Raw genomic sequence first — 19,127 nt, forward strand, 5'->3', positions numbered from 1 at the left:
TTTGCGTTTGGGCAACGCGCTGGCGAGGGCAGCAGTGCGACCGTCGGTCTGAAAGGGGAGTGCGCAGCGACTTCCGGTGCCGGGCCATGCTCCAAACTCTATCGCTGTCGATTCCGCCAGCGATGGGAGGCGCAGGTTATGAGGATGACCGATCTTGTCGACCGCGAGCTGAGCCGCCATCAGGTCATGCGGTTCTTTGTGTTCGCGGCCTTTCTCTATGTCCTGCCGCTGATCCTCGCGGACTACCCCTACATCGACGACAACTGGCGGGCGCTGGCCGCCGGCAATGCCTGGGCCGGGCAAGGGCGGCTGTTCGTCGACTGGCTGTACAAGGCCCTGACGTTCAGCGACGCTGCGCCGAACATCTTCCCGCTGCCGTTGCTGCTGGCCACGCTGGCGATGGCGGCGGCCCTGACCCGGCTGACCTTCCACCTTTTCCCGCAACCTTGCCTGGCCGCTTGCCTGGTGCCGTTGCCGCTCTGGTACAACCCGTTCCTGCTGCAGAACCTGTCCTACCAGTACGACGGGCCGGCCACGGCGCTGAGCCTGGCGGCGGTGATCTGGGCGATCACCTACCGCAGCGGTTCCCGGATACGGCGCTGGCTGGCGCCGGCGGCATTGTTGGCGCTGGCGTTCGGGCTGTACCAGATCAGCGTCAACGTGTTTCTCGGCCTGTGCGCCGTGGAGCTGATCCGCGCCGTGCAGGCTCGCTTGCCCTGGCGAGACATCGGATGCTTGATCGGCGGCAAGCTCGCGCAGTTGCTGCTCGCGGTGCTGATCTACGGCGTCACGGTCTTGCCGTTCACGGATGCCTCACGCACTGAAATGCTGAACGGGGGCGCCAGCCCTCTGTCGCAGGTCGGCATCAACCTCGGACGGGTGGCGGAGAAGGTCGCGCTGCTGTTCAACGGCGGATACCTCGGGGTGTCCGTTGCGTTGGCGCTGTGTGCGCTGCTCGGCGCGGTCCGTGTGGGGCAGCGCCTGGCGCAGCGGCAGGAACCTGCCTGGAAGGACTCGCTGTTGGGTGCGGCTTGCCTGCTGACGTTGCCGCTGGCGGTGCTGATGGTGCCGGGCATGACCCTGGTGTTCCGCGACTTCAACGAGGGCGCGCGTACCCTGATGGGGTTCGGCGCGCTGCTGACATTGCTGGCCTATCTGGCGTACCTGGGGCTGGCGCCGCTGCACCGGCGGCTGCCGCTGCTGCTGGCGGTTGCGCTGTCGGCGTCGCTCTCGCTGTCGTTCGCCTACGGCCGGGTGCTGACGATGCAGAAGACCTTCGCCGACAGCGCCCTGCACAGCCTCAGCCAGGACATCGCCTCCCGCCCGGCGCTGCGCGAAGCCAAGCGGATCTACCTGTCGGTGACTTGGTCCGACCGCTGGCTGGCCGCCGCCGGCGGTTCGTTCCGCACGTTGCCGGTGCTGCGTTACCTGCTCAACGTCGACTTCTACATGCTCGCCGAGAACCTGCCCTCGGCGGGCATCACCAACGTGATCGCCGAACGCGAGCGGCGCAATGCCACCCATGTCGGCCAAATGGGCTATCCGCCGCTGGTGGACAGCCTGTACTACCGGATCTACCTGATCGGCGACTACGGTTTCATCGTCATGAAGGAGCCGCCCCACGGCCGTTCGCTGCAATGGTGAGCGGGCGCCGACCTGTAATTTCTGTCAGTAGACCGAGCGTTGCGCATGCCCTAGCGTTGGCCCGACATCGGGAGAGGCGGCGGCATGAACATGTTCTGGAAGGGAATCCTCACTCAGGTGGCGATCGGCGCGGTGGCCACGCTGATTCATTGGCAGGTGTTCTTTGTGTTGCTCACGGCGGTCCAGCTTTCCCAAGCCCAGGGCAACGTGGCGGCCTACGGCGTGGCCGCCTCGTTCTCGTTCTACATGAACGTGCTGTACACCTTCGAGCTCAATACGTCGCTGACGGCCTATCTGCTGTTCATCGCCGTGATGGGCGGGGTCAGTTACGGCGTCGGCCTGGTCGCCGATGAGCGGGATCTGCCGGGGCTGGTGACGGCGGTCGCGTTCACGCTGCTGAACCTGTTGCTGGGCTACGGCTTCTTCCGGTTCGTGCTGTTCCGCCCAAGCGATGGCTGATGCGCCGGCCCGTCGGGCGGACCGGCGCCGGGTTCAGGCGACGGCCGCGTCCTGCGGCTCGAAGCTGTCCGCCCGCGCCATCTGCCACATCCGCGAGTAGAACTCACCGTTCACCTCCCCGGTGAGCAGTTCCCCCGGCTTGAGGAACACATGCAACTGCGAGAACAGCTTGATCTCGGTGGCCGACATGCGCCGCACCAGGTGCTTGGCCGACAGTTGCGAAGGGTGCTCCAGCCCGGCGGCGGCGAGCATTTCGGCCAGGGCCTTGAGCGTGTTGCGGTGGAAGTTGTAGACCCGCTGGGCCTTGTCCGGCACCACCAGGGCGCGTTGGCGCAGGGCGTCCTGGGTGGCGACGCCGGTCGGGCATTTGTTGGTGTGGCAGCTCTGCGACTGGATGCAGCCGATGGCGAACATGAAGCCGCGCGCCGAGTTGGCCCAGTCGGCGCCGATGGCCAGCACGCTGGCGATGTCGAAGGCGCTGACGATCTTGCCGCTGGCGCCGAGCTTGATCTTGTCCCGCAAGTTCAGGCCCACCAGGGTGTTGTGGACGAACAGCAGGCCTTCGCGCATCGGCACGCCGATGTGGTCGGTGAATTCCACGGGGGCCGCGCCGGTGCCGCCTTCCTTGCCGTCCACCACGATGAAGTCCGGCAGGATGCCGGTCTCCAGCATGGCCTTGGCGATGCCCATGAACTCCCACGGATGGCCGAGGCAGAACTTGAAGCCCACTGGTTTGCCGCCGGACAGCTCACGCAACCGCTTGATGAACTGCATCATCTCCAGCGGCGTGGAGAAGGCGCTGTGGCGCGACGGCGAGATGCAGTCCTCGCCCATGGAGATGCCGCGGGTGTCGGCGATCTCCCGGGTCACCTTGTGCTTGGGCAGGATGCCGCCGTGGCCGGGCTTGGCGCCTTGGCTCATCTTGATTTCGATCATCCGCACCTGCGGGTTCTGCGCCTGGGCGGCGAAGCGCTCCGGGTCGAAGCGGCCGTCGGCGGTGCGGCAGCCGAAGTAGCCGCTGCCCAGCTCCCAGGTCAGGTCGCCGCCGTGTTCGCGGTGGTAGGGGCTGATGCTGCCTTCGCCGGTGTCGTGGGCGAAGTTGCCCAGCTTGGCGCCCTGGTTCAGGGCGCGGATGGCGTTGGCGCTGAGGGAGCCGAAGCTCATGGCCGAGATGTTGAACACTGACGCCGAGTACGGCTGGGTGCACTGCGGGCCGCCGACGGTGACGCGGAACGTGTTCGGGTCGCTCAGCGGCGCGGGGCGCATCGAATGGCCGATGAACTCGAAGCCGGACTGGTACACGTCGATCAGGGTGCCGAAGGGCTTGTCGGCGGTCTCGTTCTTGGCCCGGGAATACACCAGCGAGCGCTGGGCCCGGGAGAAGGGCAGGGCATCGCTGTCGGACTCCAGCAGGTACTGGCGGATCTCCGGGCGGATGCCTTCGACCAGGTAGCGGATGTTGCCCAGGATCGGGTAGTTGCGGCGCACCGCGTGGGGGCTCTGCATCAGGTCGAACAGGCCCAGCAGGCTCAGTACGCCGGTGACGGCGGTGAAGGGCCACAGCCAGTCATGGTCGAGGAACGGCAGGCTGGCGAGCGTGAAGATCACGCAGGCGGCAAAGAAGGCGTAGCGGCTCAGGAGGGACAGGCTCATACGGTTTCCTTGGGTTCGGACTCGGTATCGGTCTGCGGCAGGCAGGTTCTTGCGGTGACGGAGCGAGCTCCCTCGCCGCAAAGACATCTCCAGGTCACGGAGCGGTGCTGCATGCCGAGGGTTTTCAGGCGTTGTGCGCCTGAAGAACGGCTTTTTTATGGGCTTGCACGGTTTCGACGGCGATTGGCAGCTTACGGGCGATTTCGTTTGTGGAGCAACCGTCGGGCATCGGGCGGCCATTGAACGGGATTCGGTCGGCCATGGCATTGCGACGAAAGTCGCGCTGGCCATGCTCGTCCGGTCCGGAATGTGTTTTGTGGGAATGCCGGTCTGTCCTCAGGCAGCCGGCCGGTTCTGGCGCAGCGGCAGCTCCACGCGGAAGGTGGTGCCGGCGCCCAGTTCGCTGCGCACCGAGATCTCCCCGCCGTGTTTTTTCACGATGCCATAGGACAGGGACAGCCCCAGCCCGGTGCCCTGGCCCACCGGTTTGGTGGTGAAGAACGGGTCGAAGATCTTTTGCAGGGTGTCGGGCGCGATCCCGGAACCGGTGTCGGCGACCTCGACCCAGGCCGTGTCCGCCCGTTGCCCGGTGCGCAAGGTGATGGTGCCGCGTTCCGGGCCCATGGCCTGCGCCGCGTTGACGATCAGGTTCATGATCACCTGGTTGATCTGCGACGGCAGGCATTCGATGTCCGGCAACGGCTGGTACTCCTTGACCACGTCGGCCTTGTACTTGAGTTCGTTGGCGACGATGTTCAGGGTCGATTCGATGCCCTGCTGAAGGTTGGCCCACTGCCATTCCTGGTTGGTGTCGACCCGGGAAAAGTCCTTCAGGTCCTTGACGATCCGGCCGACCCGGCCGATGCCTTCCTTGGATTCGCCGATCAGCTGGGGAATGTCCTCCAGCAGATAGTCCAGCTCCAGCCGTGCGCGCAGTTGCTCAAGCTGTGCCGCAGCGCCGGTGTCCAGCGTCCGGCTGGCGGCGGCGTAGGCGTCGAGCATCTCCAGCAACTGCTTGATGTAGCCGTCCAGAGTGCCGAGGTTGGAGGAAATGAACCCGATCGGGTTGTTGATCTCGTGGGCGACCCCTGCCGCCAGTTGCCCCAGCGAGGCCAGTTTTTCCGACTGCACCAACTGCCCCTCCAGTTGCCGGCGCTCGTCGATCTCCCGCTGCAGGGCCTCGCTGGCCTGGCGGAACTGGGCGGTGCCTTCGTCCACCAGGTGTTCCAGGTGATGCATCTGGATCGATGCCCGTTCGGTCATCTCCCATTTGGTCAGCAGGGTGTTGGCCATCTGTTGCACTTCGATGTTGTCGAACGGCTTTTTCAGGATCAGCAGGCGGTCATGGGCCTGGAGGCGGTCCAGCAGTTCGTCCCACGAGTAGTCGGAGTAGGCGGTGCACACCACCACCTGCAGTTTCGGATCCTCCTGCCACAGGTGCTCGATGGTCTTCGCCCCGTCCCAGCCGTCGGGCATGCGCATGTCGACGAAGGCCACGGCGTAGGGACGATGTTCCTGCAGGGCCTGCATGAGCCTGCCCAGGCCTTCCTGGCCGCCGTAGGCCGAATCCAGCTCGAAGGCCGGCCGGGCAGCCTTGATCTCGCTGCCGAACAGGGCCGCTTCCATTTCATCCAGCTGCGCCGAACCGGCCCGTGCCGGGGTGAGGATCTTGCGAAAGTCGTCATGGATCGACGGAGTGTCGTCGATCAGCAGGATGCGCCGGTTGGACTGTTCGCTCATGCGTCCTCCGTGACCCGCACCAACGGGATCTGTAAGGTGAACAGCGCACCCTGGCCCGGTCCGTCGCTGTGGGCGGTGAGATGGCCGTTCATTTCGATCGCCGCCAAGGCGCAGCTGTGCAGGCCGAAGCCGTGGCCGTCCTTTCGGGTGGTGAAGCCGTGGGCGAAGATCCGAGTCATGTTCTCCGGTGCGATGCCTTCGCCGTCGTCCTTGACGCTGATCTGCACAACGCTGTCGTCGACGATCTCCACCCCCAAGGTGATCTGCCGCGGGCGGTTGCTCAGGTCGGCCATGGCGTACTTGGCGTTGCTGATCAGGTTGATCAGGATCAGCAGCAGGCGGTGTCTGTCGCCCATGATCTGCGGCACGTCGGCATAGGCCTTGACCACCGTGACGTGGTGCCGGTTCAGCGCGCCGGCGTTCATGCGCAGGGCGTCGTCGAGCAACCGGTCGATGTACAGCGGTTCGGTCAGGCTGTTGGCCCCGGCGTAGGATTGCTGGGTGGCGACGATGTCCTTGATGTGATCGACGCTCTTGCTCATCTGCGTCAGTTCGTCGGCCATCTCCTGCTGTTCCCGGGCGATGGCCTCCGCCAACTGGTTGAGGTAGCCGGGCAGCAGCTTGCCCTTTTCGTCCCGGGTCAGGAACTCGCCCAGATCCTCGGGGTGGGCGTTGATCAGTTGCATCGCCTTGCCCAGGCCTTGGGCCTTGCTGCTGCGCAGCCTGCGCGAGATCAGGTCGGAGGAGATGTTCACGCTGTTGAGGACGTTGCCGACGTTGTGCAGCACGTTGGTGGCGATCTCGGCCATGCCCGCATGGCGTGCGGCGTCGACCAGTTCGCTCTGGGCGCCCTTGAGCTCGCGGGTGCGTTCCTCGACCCGGCGCTCCAGTTCTTCGTTGGCGGTCTGCAGGGCCTTGTTGACCCGGTTGATCTCGCTGAAGCTGCGGATCAGGCGGATGGTCAGCCACACCAGGGTCAAGACCAGCAGGCCGGAAAACACCAGCAGGTAGAAGTGGTAGCGCTGATCGATCCGCTCGACCCGTTGCTGATCGCTGTCGAGCAGGCCGGTGATGGTGTCCAGCCGTTCGGCCACCGGCACCGCTTCGATGTCTTGCAGCAGGCTGTTGACGATCGGCTGCTCGCGCAGGATCAGCGCCACATGGTTGCTCAGGATCCGGATCGGATCCTGGAACGCTTGCGGCAGCCGCTGCGCATTCACCGCCAGCTTGTTCAGCCCCAGCTGGATGTCGACGGCCTTGTCGTCGGAGGCGACCTGGGCGAACTCCAGGCTGCTGAGCAGCAGGTCGTAGGTGTCGCTGGCGATGTTGAGCAGGCGCGACGGGTCGGTTTGGGGCACGTTGGCCAGTTGCGCCTGGATGTCGTCGTCGGCGGTGGGCAGAAACGCCAGGGAATTGCGCAACAGGGCATTGTGCGACTTGAACCGCTCCACCAGCCGGGTCTTTTCCTGCATCGCCCCGAGGAAGCCCTCGTGGGCATCGTTCCACAGCCCGGAGTCGTTGCGGCCATGGCCCGACTCCATGCTGTCGAAGCGCTCCCACAGGCGGTTCATCTCGTTCATCGGCGCCACCAGCGGGTCGTAGTTGTGGGCAATCGCCACCCGCGCCTTGAGCACCTCGGTTTCCCATTGGGCGTCCTGCTGCTTGATCTGACGGATCAGGTCCCGGGACTCGGTGTAGGCCGCCGTCTTCTCGGAGCTCGACTTCAGGTACAGAAAGATCAGGATCGACGCCAGCACCAGCGCCATGACGGCCAGCAGCAGCAGGCTGGTGCGGCGCGAAATGTCGGTCATGGCTGGCCCTCCCATTGTCCGCTCAGGGTCTTGAGGAAGCGGATGATCAGATCCTTGTCCTCGCCGCTGGGCTGGCGCCCCAGCTGATAGCGGAACATCACATCGACGGCCTGTTCGAGCGTGGCCGCCGAACCGTCGTGAAAGTACGGTGCGGTCAGCGCGACGTTGCGCAGGCTCGGCACCTTGAACACGGCGCGGTCGCTTTCGTCGCCGGTGACGTTGAAACGCCCCAGGTCCGCCTCGGTCGGGTTGCCGCGGTCGGCCACGTAATCGCCGAACACGCCGAACTTCTGGTACATGTTGCCGCCGATGTTCACCCCCTGATGGCAGGCGATGCAGCCGTAGTCCTTGAAGCGCTGGTAGCCGTACTTCTCTTCCAGGGTCAGGATGTCCGTGTCCCCCGAGAGGTAGCGGTCAAAGCGCGAGCGCGGGCTCAACAGTGTGCGCTCGTAGTCGGCCAGGGCGCCCTGGATGTTGGCCGGGGTCACCGCATCCGGGTAGGCGGCGGCAAAGGCCCGGCGGTAGTCGGGATCCGCGCCGATCTTGCGCACGACGGTGTCCCAGTCGCTGCCCATTTCGACAGGACTGGAGACCACGCCGTGGACCTGTTCCTCCAGCGTCTTGGCCCGGCCGTCCCAGAACTGGCGGAAGTTGAGGCTGGCGTTGAGCACGCTCGGCGTATTGACGCTGACCGGCTTGCCGTCGAACCCGATGGAGAGGGCCCGGACGTCGGCGCCGCCCTTGTCCAGGTGATGGCAACTGGCGCATGACAGCGTGTCGTTGGCTGACAGCCGCGGATCGTTGAACAGCCTGCGGCCCAGTTCCACCCGCGCCGGATCCAGCGGCGGCGCGTCCGGCAGGGGCTTGAGCGGTTCGTCCAGCGGCTCCGCGCCGGCGCCTGCACACAGCCCGCACAGCAGGGCGGCCAGCAGAAGGGGAAGCGTCCGCCGGCGGCTCATGGCTTTGCCCTGCCGCCCAAGGGGCCGGCGGCCAGCAGCCGGGCGAAGTCGTCCGCCGGCACGGCTTTGCTGAAGTGATACCCCTGGCCTTCCTCGCAGCCGTGGGCCTTGAGGACGTCCAGTTGCCGCTGCGTCTCGACCCCTTCGGCGATCACGTTCAGGCGCAGGCTCTTGCCCAGGCTGATGATCGCGCCGACCAGCGCGTCGTCGCCGCCTTCGCTGTCGAGGGTGCGGGTGAACGACTGATCGATCTTCAGCACGTCGACCGGGAAGCGGTGCAGGTAACTCAGGCTGGAATAGCCGGTGCCGAAGTCGTCGATGGCCAGCCGCACGCCCAACGCCTTGATCCGGTCGAGGGCGGTCATGGTGGCCTCGACGCTCTGCATCATCACCCCTTCGGTGATTTCCAGCTCCAGCAGCGAGGCCGGCAGGGCGCTGGCCTGCAGCACCTGTTCGACGGTCTCGACGAAGTCGCCCTGGCGAAAGTCGATGGCCGACACGTTGACCGACATGCGCACGTCCGGCAGCCCCGCCTGCCGCCAGGCCTGGGCCTGAAGGCAAGCCTGGGTCAGCACCCAGCGGGTCAGCGGCACGATCAGGCCGCTGTCTTCGGCCACGGGAATGAAGTCGGAGGGAAAGACCCAGCCATGCCCCGGCCGGTACCAACGGATCAGCGCTTCGGCGCCGATGACCTTGCCGCTGTCCAGTTCGACCTTGGGCTGGTAGTGCAGCTCGAATTCCTGCCGCGCCAGGGCCTGGCGGATGCCCGACTCGATGCTCTGCCGTTCGCGGGCACTCTGGTTCATGGCCTCGATGAAGAAGCCGATGCTGTCCGGGCCGTTGTCCTTGACGTTGCGCATGGCCGTCTCGGCCTTCTTGATCAGTTCGATCGCTTCGCCGCCGTCGTCCGGGTAGATGCTGATGCCCAGGCAGGCGGTGACGGTCAGGTCGTGTCCGGCCAGGGTGTGCGGGCTGCGGATGGCGGCCAGCAGCTTTTCGGCGATGCCGCGGGTCTGCTGGGGATGGTTGATGTCGCTGAGGATGACCACGAATTCGTCGGAGCCGTAGCGGAACACCGAGTCGGATTCGCGCACGCTGGCCACCAGTTGGCGGCCCGTGCGCTTGAGCATTTCGTCGCCGACCGGATGGCCCAGGGCATTGTTGATCCGCTTGAACCGGTCGAGCCCCAGGAACAGCACGGCCAGTTGCCGGTCGTGGCGGCGCGCGCGGGCCAGGGCCTGGCTCAGGCGATCCCCCAGCAGCGTGCTGTTGGGCAACTGGGTGAGCACATCGTACTGCAGCAGGTGCGAGACCTTGAGCAGTTCATGGACCCGGGCCTCGACGGTCTTCTCCAGGCTCTGCAGCTTCATCGCCGCGTCCTGGGCCAGTTGCCATTTCCAGGTCAGGGCGTTGGCCATCTGGCGGATCTCCAGGGCGTCGAAGGGCTTCTTCAGCACCAGCAGGCGATCGCCGAACTCCAGCCGTTCGGTCATGGCTTCCCAGCTGTAGTCCGAATAGGCGGTGCACAGGGCGATCTGCAGGTTGGGGTCGGCCTGCCAGAGCCTTTCGACGGTCTCCAGGCCGTCCCAGCCCGGCGGCATGCGCATGTCGGTGAAGGCAAGCGCATAGGGGCGGCCGTCGACCAGCGCCTGCTGCACCAGTTTCAGCGCTTCCTGGCCCTGGTAGGCGGAATCGAGCTCGAAGGTGACGTGGGGGGGCTGCCGGGTGCCGAACAGCGTGTGCTCCAGTTGGTCCAGGCTGGGCTCGAAGGTGTCGTCCGGGGCGAGGATCTTGCGAAAGTCCTGATGGATGGCCGGTGTGTCATCGACGATGAGAATGCGCCGGTTGGTCTGGGCGACAAGCGTCTTCATCACTCATCCTCCGTGGCGGGCCCCGGCGGCAGCAGGTCGGCCTCTCTGAGCAGGCGCGAGATCTGTTCCAGGCTCGACGGCACCGCCGGCACGCCGGACGAGACCTCCACGGGCAGCGCGGCGAGCCGCTGCGGCCCGGGCTCGCCGAGGCCTTCGGCGATGATGCCGATGCCCAGGTCGCGGGCGAAATTGACGATCGCCCGCAACGCCATGGCGCCGGCCGGATCCCGGGCGGCGTTGTCGATGAATGCCTGGGCGAGCTTGAGGTGGTTGACCTGATAGGTCTTGAGGTACTCGAACGACGAGTATTCGGTGCCGAAATCGTCGATGGCGATCCGCACCCCCAATTCCCGCAGGCGCGGCAGCACGTCGTTGTGGGTCCATTTGGTCTGGGCCAGCGTCGCTTCGGTCACGTCGAAGCGCAGGTCCCACGGGCACAGCTCCCAGCGGGCGGTGGTGCGCAGCACCTCGTAGATCAGGTCCGGGCCGCTCTTGAGCTGGGCCAGGGACAGCTTGATCGCCATCACCGGCGGTGCGGTGCCTTCGTCGCGCCAGCGGTGCATCTGCCAGCAGGCGTGGTCCAGCATCCAGCGCCCGAGGGCGATGATCGCGCCGGTCTTTTCCGCCGCCGGCAGAAAGGCCGACGCCGGCAGCAGGCCGCGCTGGGGATGGTGCCAGCGGACCTGGGCCTGCATGCCGAGGACCTTGCCGGTGGAAAGGTCCGTTTCCGGCGTGTAGTGCAGCTCCAGTTCGCCTTTGTGGATGGCGGTCTGCAGCTCGTTGGCGATGGCCAGCCGCTCGGCCACTTCCTGGTTGATCTCCTCGGAATGGAAGTGGAACTGGTTGCGGCCGGTTTCCTTGGCGCGGTACAGCGCCATGTCGGCCTGCCCCAGCAGGTTGTCGGCGTGGGTGCTGGCGGCGCTGTAGAGGCACACGCCGATGCTGACCGAAATGCGCAGGACATTGCCGGCCAGGTCATAGGGCAACAGCAGGACGTCGCGGATCTTGGCGGCGAGGGCGGCGGCCTGGGTGGGGTCGCTGACCTCCAGCTGCAGGATCGCGAACTCGTCCCCGCCCAGGCGGGCGATGACGTCGTTCTCCCGCACCGAAGCCTTGATGCGTTGCGCGACTTCCTGCAGCAGCAGGTCGCCGACCGGATGGCCCAGGGTGTCATTGATCCGCTTGAAGTGATCCAGGTCCAGGTAGAACACGGCGAACGGCATCGCGCCGCGGCGGGCGGCGGCGAAGGCCTGGTGCAGGCGCTCGATCAGCGTGGCCCGGTTGGCCAGGCCGGTGAGCCCGTCCGTGCGGGCCAGCAGGGCCATCTTTTCCTCGGCCTGGCGGCGTTCGGTGATGTCGAGGATGATCCCTTCGACTTCCAGCAGGCGCCCGGCCGCGTCGCGCACCGGGATGTAGCGGTTTTCCACCCAGCGCCAGTCGCCTTGCCCGGTGCGCAGGCGGAACTCGATGGACGCGCCCGAGGCGTCCCGGTCCAGCACCCGCGCCATGGCGGCATCGACCTTGGCCCGGTCGTCAGGGTGGATCAGTTTCTCGATCCACTCGCCGCCCTCCACCAGGTCGGCCGCGGCGTGGCCGTAGCGGGTGATGTTGTGGGAGATGTACATCAACGGGAACGACGGCTCGCCGCGCAGCCGGTAGAGCACGGTCGGGCTGTTCTGCACGATGATGTTGGCGTCGGACAGCTCCCGGGTGCGTGCCTGCACCGCTTGCTCCAGTTGGTTGAGCTTCAGCGCGGCGTCTTCGGTCATTTGCCATTTGACCGTCAGGGCGCTGGCCATCTGGCGGATCTCGATCGCGTCGAAGGGTTTTTTCAGGATCAGCAGACGGTCGCCCAGATCCAGGCGCCGGTCCAGGTCTTCCCAGGAGTAGTCGGAGTAGGCGGTGCACAGCGCCACTTGCAGCCTGGGATCGGCCTGCCAGAGCCGTTCGATGGTTTCCAGGCCGTCCCAGCCCGGCGGCATGCGCATGTCGATGAAGGCCACGGCATAAGGCACGGCGCCGGCCTGCGCGGCCTCGACCCTGTCCAGGGCTTCGCGACCCTGGAAGGCGAAATCCAGCTCGAAACGGGGGGCAGAGCTGGGGGCAGGCGTGCCGAACAGCAGGTTCTCGGCCTGCTCCAAACCTTCGTCATCGGCTGGGGGAACGCCGAGGATCTTCGCGAAATCGTCGTGGATCGACGGCGTATCGTCGACGATGAGCACGCGGCGGTTGACCTGCGCAGGCGGCCGGTTCATGCCGCAAGGCCCGATGAATGCACGGCCGTTGTCGGGATCATCCTTATTCCCTCGTCTCAGAGCGGCGCAGGGGCCGGTCGCGGATCAATGAACCAAGCATAGTTGCCCCGCGCGAATTCGCCCGGACGCCGTCGGGCGATCATTTGCGCCGCCTTGGAGAAAATCATCTAGCCTTTGGGGCAGGCATGGACAAGCGACGCGGTCTGGGCATGCCCCCCACGACAGCCGTTGCGTTCGAGGCCCAGCCATGGAAGAGCAAACCGTCCCCACGCCCGCGAACCGTCCCCAGGTGCTGCTGGTGGATGACGAGGAACCGATCCTCAACAGCCTGCGCCGCCTGCTGCGCGGCCAGCCTTACGATGTGCTGCTGGCCGACAGCGGCGCCCGGGCGCTGGAGATCCTGGCGCAGCAGCCGGTGGACCTGGTGATGAGCGATGCGCGCATGCCCAACATGGACGGCGCCACGCTGCTGGCCCGCATCCACGAGGCCCATCCGTCGACGGTGCGGATCATGCTGACCGGCTACGCCGACCCTTCGGCGATCATCAAGGCCATCAACGAAGGCCGGATCCACCGCTACATCAGCAAGCCCTGGAACGACGAAGAGATGCTCCTGACCCTGCGCCAGGCCCTCGAGCATCAGCACCTGGAGCGCGAGCGCCAGCGCCTGGAGCAGTTGATCCGGCTGCAGAACGAGAAGCTCAAGACGCTCAACGGCAACCTTGAGAAGCGTGTCGCCGCCCGCACCGCCGAACTGCAGCAGACCGCCGACATGCTCGACCTGGCCTACGAGGAGCTCAAGCGCAGCTATGTGACCGGCACGGAAGTGTTTTCGCTGCTGGCCAACCTGCGCCTGCCGCCCGCCAAGCAGACCAACCGGCAGATCATCGAGCTGATGCGCGCCTGCTGCCGGCACTTCGGCCTGGACGAGGCCGCAAGCCGCGACCTGACCATGGCCGCGGCGCTCTACAACGTCGGCAAGCTGAGCTGGACGGACAGCATGATGGTGACCCCCTCGGACCTGCTGCACCATGTCGAGCGCGAACGTTACCGGGCCTACCCCAAGCAGAGCGAATCGGTGCTGATGGCCCTCGACCCGATGAAGGATGCCGCCCGCCTGATCCTGCATCACCAGGAACACTGGGACGGCGGCGGCTTTCCCGACCGGCTCCGGGGCGAGGCGATCCCGTTCGGCTCGCGCCTGCTGAAGCTGGCGGTGGACTTCGTCGAGCTGCAACGGGGCCTGATCCTCGAACGGCAGATGAACAGCGACGAGGCGCTGCTGTACCTGCGTCAGTACGCGGGGCGGCTGTACGACCCGGGGCTGATCGAGGACTTCATCCTGGTCTGCGCGCAGGTGATGAACGACGTCGTGCTGGCGGATCCGGCGGTCAAGGTGCTGAGCACCCGCGAACTGGCGGCGGGCATGGTGCTGGCGCGCAACCTCAATGCCGACAACGGCATGCTGCTGCTCAACGCCGGCAAGGTGCTGAGCGGGCCGCTGGTGGACAAGCTGATCGCTTTCGAGGCCATGGAGGGCGGGCAGTACAAGGTGTTCGTCAAGGTGCCGGAGGAAACCGGGGCCGCGCTGGAGGCCCAGGGTGGATGACGGCGTTCCGCCGGCATGGGATCCTTGCGGTTTTCGCCAAGGCCCCGGCTGACCCATGACTTCTGCTTCTGCTGTCCCGTCCCGCATCATCCGCATCGCCGCCGCCCTGCTGATCGGCCCCGACGGCCGTACCTTGCTGGTGCGCAAGCGCGGCACCATCGCGTTCATGCAGCCCGGCGGCAAGATCGAGCCCCATGAGTTGCCGGTGCAGGCCCTGGCCCGCGAGCTGGAAGAAGAGCTGGGCCTGGTCATCGATCCGGCGCAGGCCGGCTTTCTGGGTCGGTTCGACGCCCCTGCCGCCAATGAGCCGGGGTTCACCGTGCAGGCGGACATCTTCCGGCTGGACATCGCCGCCCAGGTGTCCCCGGCGGCGGAGATCGAAGAGGTGAGCTGGATCGATCCGCAGACTGACGGCGGGCTGGCGCTGGCGCCATTGACACGGGACCTGATCCTGCCGTTCTATCGGGCCTCGCTGACCGTCTGACCGCCCACGCAAGGAGCCCGCCATGATCCCGTTGCACGATCTGCTGATTTTCGCCGCCGCCGCGCTGCTGATGGTGCTGACGCCGGGGCCGAACATGATCTACCTGATTTCCCGTTCGATCTGTCAGGGGCGCCGGGCCGGGGTGACGTCGTTGCTGGGCGTGGTGGCGGGGTTCTTCGTGCACCTGTTCGCGGCGGCGGCCGGCCTCACGGCGGTGTTCCTCGCGGTGCCGATGGCCTATGAGGCGCTGAAGTGGGCCGGTGCGCTGTACCTGCTGTGGCTGGCCTGGCAGGCGGTCAAGCCCGGCGCCCGTTCGCCGTTCGAAGTGCAGGCGCTGCCGGCCGACTCCCCGCGCAGGCTGATCACGATGGGTTTTCTCACCAGCGCCCTGAACCCGAAGATCGCGGTGTTCTACCTCTCGGTGTTTCCGCAGTTCATCACCCCGGAGCACGGCTCGGTGTTCAGCCAGAGCATCGTGCTGGGCCTGACCCAGATCAGCGTCAGTTTCAGCGTCAACCTGATGATCGCGCTGTCGGCGGCGGGCATCGCCTCGTGGTTCGCCCACAACCCGACCTGGCTGGCGGCCCAGCGTTACTTCATGGGGTTCGTGCTCGGCGGGCTGGCGCTGCGCCTGATGCTTGAGCAGCGCAGGACGGCGTGAGCATGTGGATCGAGCGGCTCGATGCCAGTCACGCCCTGGCCTACCGGGGACTGATGCTTGAAGCCTACGACTGCCACCCGCAGGCCTTCACCTCCAGCGTGCGCGAACGGGCGGCGATGCCTCTGAGCTGGTGGGAGTCGCGGCTCAGCGGCAAGTTCGATGTGGTGCTCGGCGCGTTCGAGGCCGGAAGGCTGGCCGGCATCGTCGGGCTGGCGTTCGAGTCCCGGGAAAAGGCCCGGCACAAGGTCACGCTGTTCGGCCTGTACGTGTCGGCGCCGTATTGCCGCCGGGGCACGGGCCACGGGTTGCTGCAGGCCGCCCTGGCCGAAGCGCAGAGCCGCCCGGAACTGAAACTCATCCAACTGACGGTCACCGCCGGCAACGACGCGGCGCTGAACCTCTACCGGCGCTGCGGCTTCATCCAGTTCGGCCAGGAACCCATGGCTGTGCGGGTGGGCGAGGACTACTTCGACAAGCTCCACCTGTGGCGCGAGCTCTGAAGCCCCTTGGGCTCAACCCTGCCTCCGGGAACGACCCGGAACCTGTGGGAGCCGGCCTGCTGGCGATGGCGTCAGTGAGGGCGCCGCAGGGCAGGGCCGAGTTCGCCCGCAGCGCCTTCAGCGCACGGCGCTGACGCCGTCCAGGGTCGAGAACGAGGTGTCCTTGGCCGTCAGCAGGAAGTCGCGCATGTACGGCGCATCCAGCATGTCGGCGCGGATCGCCGCGTAGAGGGTGGCAAACAGGCCTTTCTCCCCCAGCCGCTTGGCCTTCACGTAACCCCGCGAGCTGTACTCGTGCAGCGCCCAGTGCGGCATGCCGCACACCCCCCGGCCGCTGGCCACCAGTTGCATCATCATCACCGTCAGTTCAGAGGTGCGCACCTGCGCCGGCTCGATGTCGGCCGGTTCCAGGAAGCGGGTGAAGATGTCCAGCCGGTCACGCTCCACCGGATAGGTGATCAGGGTTTCGCTGCGCAGGTCTTCGGGGACGATGTACGGTTTGCCGGCCAGCGGATGCTGGTTGGCCACCGCGAGCATGGCTTCGTAGGTGAACAGCGGCACGTAGGTGAGCCCGGCGATTTCCAGCGGGTCGGAGGTGACCACCAGGTCCAGGTCGCCGCGGGCCAGGGCCGGCAGCGGCGCGAAGGAGAACCCCGAGGCCAGGTCGAGCTCCACTTCCGGCCAGGCGTCGCGGAACTGGTCGATGGTCGGCATCAGCCATTGAAAGCAACTGTGGCATTCGATGGCCATGTGCAGGCGCCCGGCGGTGCCGCCGGCCAGGCGGCCGATGTCGCGCTCGGCGGCGCGCAGCAGCGGCAGGGTGGCGTCGGCCAGTTGCAGCAGGCGCAGGCCTGCGCTGGTGAAGCGCACCGGTTTGGTCTTGCGCACGAACAGCGGCATGCCCATGCGTTCCTCCAGCTCCTTGAACTGGTGGGACAGCGCCGATTGGGTCAGGTGCAGGCGGTCGGCGGCATCGACCAGGCTGTCGGCTTCGCGCAGGGCGTGCAGGGTTTTCAGGTGACGGATCTCTAGCACCGCAGGCTCCATGAGTAAAATTTGTAATCAACACGAAAAGGTTGAGTTTGTCTCATGTTGCCCGGGCTGTCGACAATGGCGCCATCTTTTACCGATGGAGCAACTTCGACATGGCCGTGGCCCACATCCTTGGTTTCCCGCGCATCGGCGCCGACCGCGAACTGAAAAAGGCCCTGGAGGCCTACTGGAAAGGCGATCTCGACCGGGCGAGCCTGGAACGGGTCGGGCGCAGCTTGCGCGCCGCCCACTGGCAATTGCAGAAGGACGCCGGCATCGACCTGCTGCCGGTGGGCGACTTCGCCTGGTACGACCAGGTGCTGACCCACTCGCTGACCTTCGGCGCGATCCCCGAGCGTTTCGCCGGTGCGCTGGACGCCCGCGGCCTGCCGACCCTCGACACCCTGTTCGCCATGGCCCGCGGCGCTTCCGCCAGCTGCTGCGGCGGCGGGCACGGCCAGACGCAGTATGCCCAGGAGCTGACCAAGTGGTTCGACACCAACTACCACTATCTCGTCCCGGAATTCACCGCTGACCAGGCGTTCAGGCTCAGCTGGGAACAGCTGTTCGAAGAAGTCGACGAGGCCCGGGCGCTGGGTCACAACGTCAAGCCGGTGATCATCGGCCCGTTGACCTACCTGTGGCTGGGCAAGGCCAAGGGCGAGGGCTTCGACAAGCTGGATCTGCTGGAGCGCCTGTTGCCGGTGTACGGCGAGATCCTCGGCCGCCTCGCCGCCCAAGGCGTGGAGTGGGTGCAGATCGACGAGCCGATCCTGACCCTCGACCTGCCGCAAGCGTGGAAGAACGCCTTCGAACGCGCCTACAACATTCTTCAGTACTCGCCGCTGAAAAAGCTGCTGGCCACCTACTTCAGCGGGCTTGAGGACAACCTCGGCCTGGCCGTGAGCCTGCCGGTGCAGGGGCTGCACATCGATGCGGTGCGGGCGCCGGAGCAGTTGGGCCAGGTGCTGGACCGTCTGCCCACCTACAAGATCCTGTCCGTGGGCCTGGTCAACGGCCGCAACGTGTGGCGCTGCGAGCTGGAACAGGCGCTGGCGCAGTTGCAGACGGCCCAGGAGCGTTTCGGCGACAACTTGTGGGTCAGCAGTTCCTGCTCGTTGTTGCACAGCCCGGTGGATGTCGGACGGGAAGACGAACTCGACCCTGAGCTCAAGCGCTGGCTGGCGTTCGCCGTGCAGAAGTGCAGCGAGATCGCCGTGCTGCGCGATGCGCTGAACGATCCGCAGGCGGCCGGCGTGCAGGCCGCCCTGGCCGACAGCCGCGCGGTGGCGCAAAGCCGTGCGCAGTCGCCGCGCATCCACAAGCCGCAGGTGCAGGCCCGGATCAAGGCGATCGGCGCCAAGGACAGCCAGCGCCGTTCGCCGTTTGCCCAACGCATCGCTGCGCAACAGGCGCACCTGCAATTGCCGGCGTTTCCCACCACCACCATCGGCTCGTTCCCGCAGACCGGTTCGATCCGCCTGGCCCGGCAGGCCTTCAGGCAAGGCAAGCTGTCGGCCAACGACTACACCGATGCCATGCACAGCGAAATCCGCCACGCGGTGCAGGTCCAGGAGCGCCTGGGGCTGGACGTGCTGGTGCACGGCGAGGCCGAACGCAACGACATGGTCGAGTACTTCGCCGAGCAACTGGACGGCTACCTGTTCACCCGTTTCGGCTGGGTGCAGAGCTACGGTTCGCGCTGCGTGAAGCCGGCGGTGATCTACGGCGACCTGAGCCGCCCCGACGCCATGACCGTGGACTGGATCACCTACGCCCAGAGCCTCACCGACAAGGTCATGAAAGGCATGCTGACCGGTCCGGTGACCATGCTGATGTGGTCGTTCCCCCGCGAAGACGTGCCGCGCAAGGTGCAGGCGCAGCAATTGGCCCTGGCCCTGCGTGACGAAGTGGCGGATCTGGAGAAGGCCGGCATCCGCATCGTGCAGATCGACGAGGCCGCATTCCGTGAAGGCCTGCCGCTGCGCCGGGCCCAGTGGCAGGACTACCTGGACTGGGCGGTGGAGGCGTTCCGCCTGTGCGCCGGCGGCGTGCGCGACGAGACGCAGATCCACACCCACATGTGCTACAGCGAGTTCAACGACGTGATCCAGGCGATCGCCGCCATGGACGCCGACGTGATCACCATCGAGACCTCGCGCTCGGACATGGAACTGCTGGAGGCCTTCGAAGCGTTCGACTACCCCAACGACATCGGCCCGGGCGTCTACGACATCCACTCGCCGCGGGTGCCGGAAACCGCCGAGATGGTCAAGCTGATGCACAAGGCGGTGAAGCGTATTCCGGCCGAACGGCTGTGGGTCAACCCCGACTGCGGCCTCAAGACCCGCGCCTGGCCGGAGACGGAAGCGGCGCTGGTCAACATGGTGGCGGCGGCGCGGCAGTTGCGCCGTCAACTGGCCTGATGCCGGGACTGCACAGCGCGACG

General features: G+C 66.4%; 14 protein-coding genes and 1 pseudogene. 7 read left to right on the forward strand and 8 right to left on the reverse strand.

Annotation, left to right across the window (positions count from 1 at the left end; all coding sequences use genetic code 11):
- The first annotated feature begins 138 nt into the window (after positions 1-138).
- Both CAG33_RS00090 and CAG33_RS00095 read left to right on the forward strand, forming a co-directional pair.
- Positions 139-1,644, forward strand: coding sequence for a glucosyltransferase domain-containing protein (locus tag CAG33_RS00090; RefSeq protein WP_085629433.1), 1,506 nt, complete (start codon positions 139-141; stop codon positions 1,642-1,644).
- An 84-nt stretch (positions 1,645-1,728) separates the two neighbouring features.
- A complete protein-coding gene (locus CAG33_RS00095; RefSeq protein ID WP_085629435.1) occupies positions 1,729-2,103 on the forward strand; it encodes a GtrA family protein in 375 nt (124 codons plus the stop codon).
- A 33-nt stretch (positions 2,104-2,136) separates the two neighbouring features.
- On the opposite strand, the gene CAG33_RS00100 is transcribed toward CAG33_RS00095, so the two are convergent.
- The 7 genes and pseudogenes from CAG33_RS00100 to CAG33_RS00125 all read right to left on the reverse strand — a co-directional run bounded on the left by CAG33_RS00100 (position 2,137) and on the right by CAG33_RS00125 (position 12,392).
- Positions 2,137-3,756, reverse strand: a complete 1,620-nt coding sequence (locus CAG33_RS00100) for an FMN-binding glutamate synthase family protein (protein ID WP_085580152.1) — start codon at positions 3,754-3,756, stop codon at positions 2,137-2,139.
- A 151-nt stretch (positions 3,757-3,907) separates the two neighbouring features.
- Positions 3,908-3,994: pseudogene (locus tag CAG33_RS28700) on the reverse strand (helix-turn-helix transcriptional regulator); the annotation flags it as partial.
- Between the two features lie 98 nt (positions 3,995-4,092).
- Entirely contained in the window at positions 4,093-5,496 is a 1,404-nt protein-coding gene (locus CAG33_RS00105; protein ID WP_085629437.1) for an ATP-binding protein, read from the reverse strand.
- Positions 5,493-7,307 carry a DAHL domain-containing protein gene (locus CAG33_RS00110; RefSeq protein ID WP_085580155.1) on the reverse strand — a complete coding sequence of 605 codons (1,815 nt, stop codon included), beginning with the start codon at positions 7,305-7,307 and terminating at the stop codon, positions 5,493-5,495. Before CAG33_RS00110 ends, CAG33_RS00105 begins: the two co-directional genes overlap by 4 nt.
- Positions 7,304-8,266, reverse strand: coding sequence for a cytochrome-c peroxidase (locus tag CAG33_RS00115; RefSeq protein WP_085580157.1), 963 nt, complete (start codon positions 8,264-8,266; stop codon positions 7,304-7,306). Before CAG33_RS00115 ends, CAG33_RS00110 begins: the two co-directional genes overlap by 4 nt.
- Positions 8,263-10,137: a bifunctional diguanylate cyclase/phosphodiesterase gene (locus CAG33_RS00120; RefSeq protein WP_085636524.1), complete on the reverse strand. Its 1,875-nt coding sequence runs from the start codon at positions 10,135-10,137 to the stop codon at positions 8,263-8,265. Before CAG33_RS00120 ends, CAG33_RS00115 begins: the two co-directional genes overlap by 4 nt.
- Positions 10,137-12,392 carry an EAL domain-containing protein gene (locus tag CAG33_RS00125; protein ID WP_085580161.1) on the reverse strand — a complete coding sequence of 752 codons (2,256 nt, stop codon included), beginning with the start codon at positions 12,390-12,392 and terminating at the stop codon, positions 10,137-10,139. The genes CAG33_RS00120 and CAG33_RS00125 overlap by 1 nt, the downstream gene beginning before the upstream one ends.
- Positions 12,393-12,639: 247 nt before the next feature.
- Between CAG33_RS00125 and CAG33_RS00130 the strand changes: the two genes are divergently transcribed.
- The 4 genes from CAG33_RS00130 to CAG33_RS00145 are packed head-to-tail and all read left to right on the forward strand — an operon-like array spanning position 12,640 to position 15,646.
- Positions 12,640-14,001, forward strand: coding sequence for an HD domain-containing phosphohydrolase (locus CAG33_RS00130; RefSeq protein ID WP_085580163.1), 1,362 nt, complete (start codon positions 12,640-12,642; stop codon positions 13,999-14,001).
- A 55-nt stretch (positions 14,002-14,056) separates the two neighbouring features.
- Positions 14,057-14,485, forward strand: a complete 429-nt coding sequence (locus CAG33_RS00135; protein ID WP_085580165.1) for an NUDIX domain-containing protein — start codon at positions 14,057-14,059, stop codon at positions 14,483-14,485.
- Between the two features lie 22 nt (positions 14,486-14,507).
- Positions 14,508-15,146 (forward strand): LysE family translocator, encoded by a 639-nt coding sequence (locus CAG33_RS00140; RefSeq protein WP_085580167.1) that lies wholly within the window; start codon positions 14,508-14,510, stop codon positions 15,144-15,146.
- A gap of 2 nt (positions 15,147-15,148) precedes the next feature.
- Positions 15,149-15,646 carry a GNAT family N-acetyltransferase gene (locus tag CAG33_RS00145; RefSeq protein WP_085636526.1) on the forward strand — a complete coding sequence of 166 codons (498 nt, stop codon included), beginning with the start codon at positions 15,149-15,151 and terminating at the stop codon, positions 15,644-15,646.
- Positions 15,647-15,763: 117 nt separating this feature from the next.
- Here CAG33_RS00145 and metR read toward each other — a convergent pair whose 3' ends face one another.
- Positions 15,764-16,681, reverse strand: coding sequence for a transcriptional regulator MetR (metR, locus tag CAG33_RS00150; protein ID WP_085580171.1), 918 nt, complete (start codon positions 16,679-16,681; stop codon positions 15,764-15,766).
- Positions 16,682-16,791: 110 nt separating this feature from the next.
- Here metR and metE point away from each other — a divergent pair, with 110 nt between their 5' ends.
- Positions 16,792-19,104, forward strand: coding sequence for a 5-methyltetrahydropteroyltriglutamate--homocysteine S-methyltransferase (gene metE, locus CAG33_RS00155; RefSeq protein ID WP_085580173.1), 2,313 nt, complete (start codon positions 16,792-16,794; stop codon positions 19,102-19,104).
- Positions 19,105-19,127: the final 23 nt, after the last annotated feature.

Origin of the sequence: Pseudomonas sp. B3(2017) (genome assembly GCF_002113595.1) — a bacterium.
GTDB lineage: Bacteria > Pseudomonadota > Gammaproteobacteria > Pseudomonadales > Pseudomonadaceae > Aquipseudomonas > Aquipseudomonas ekonensis.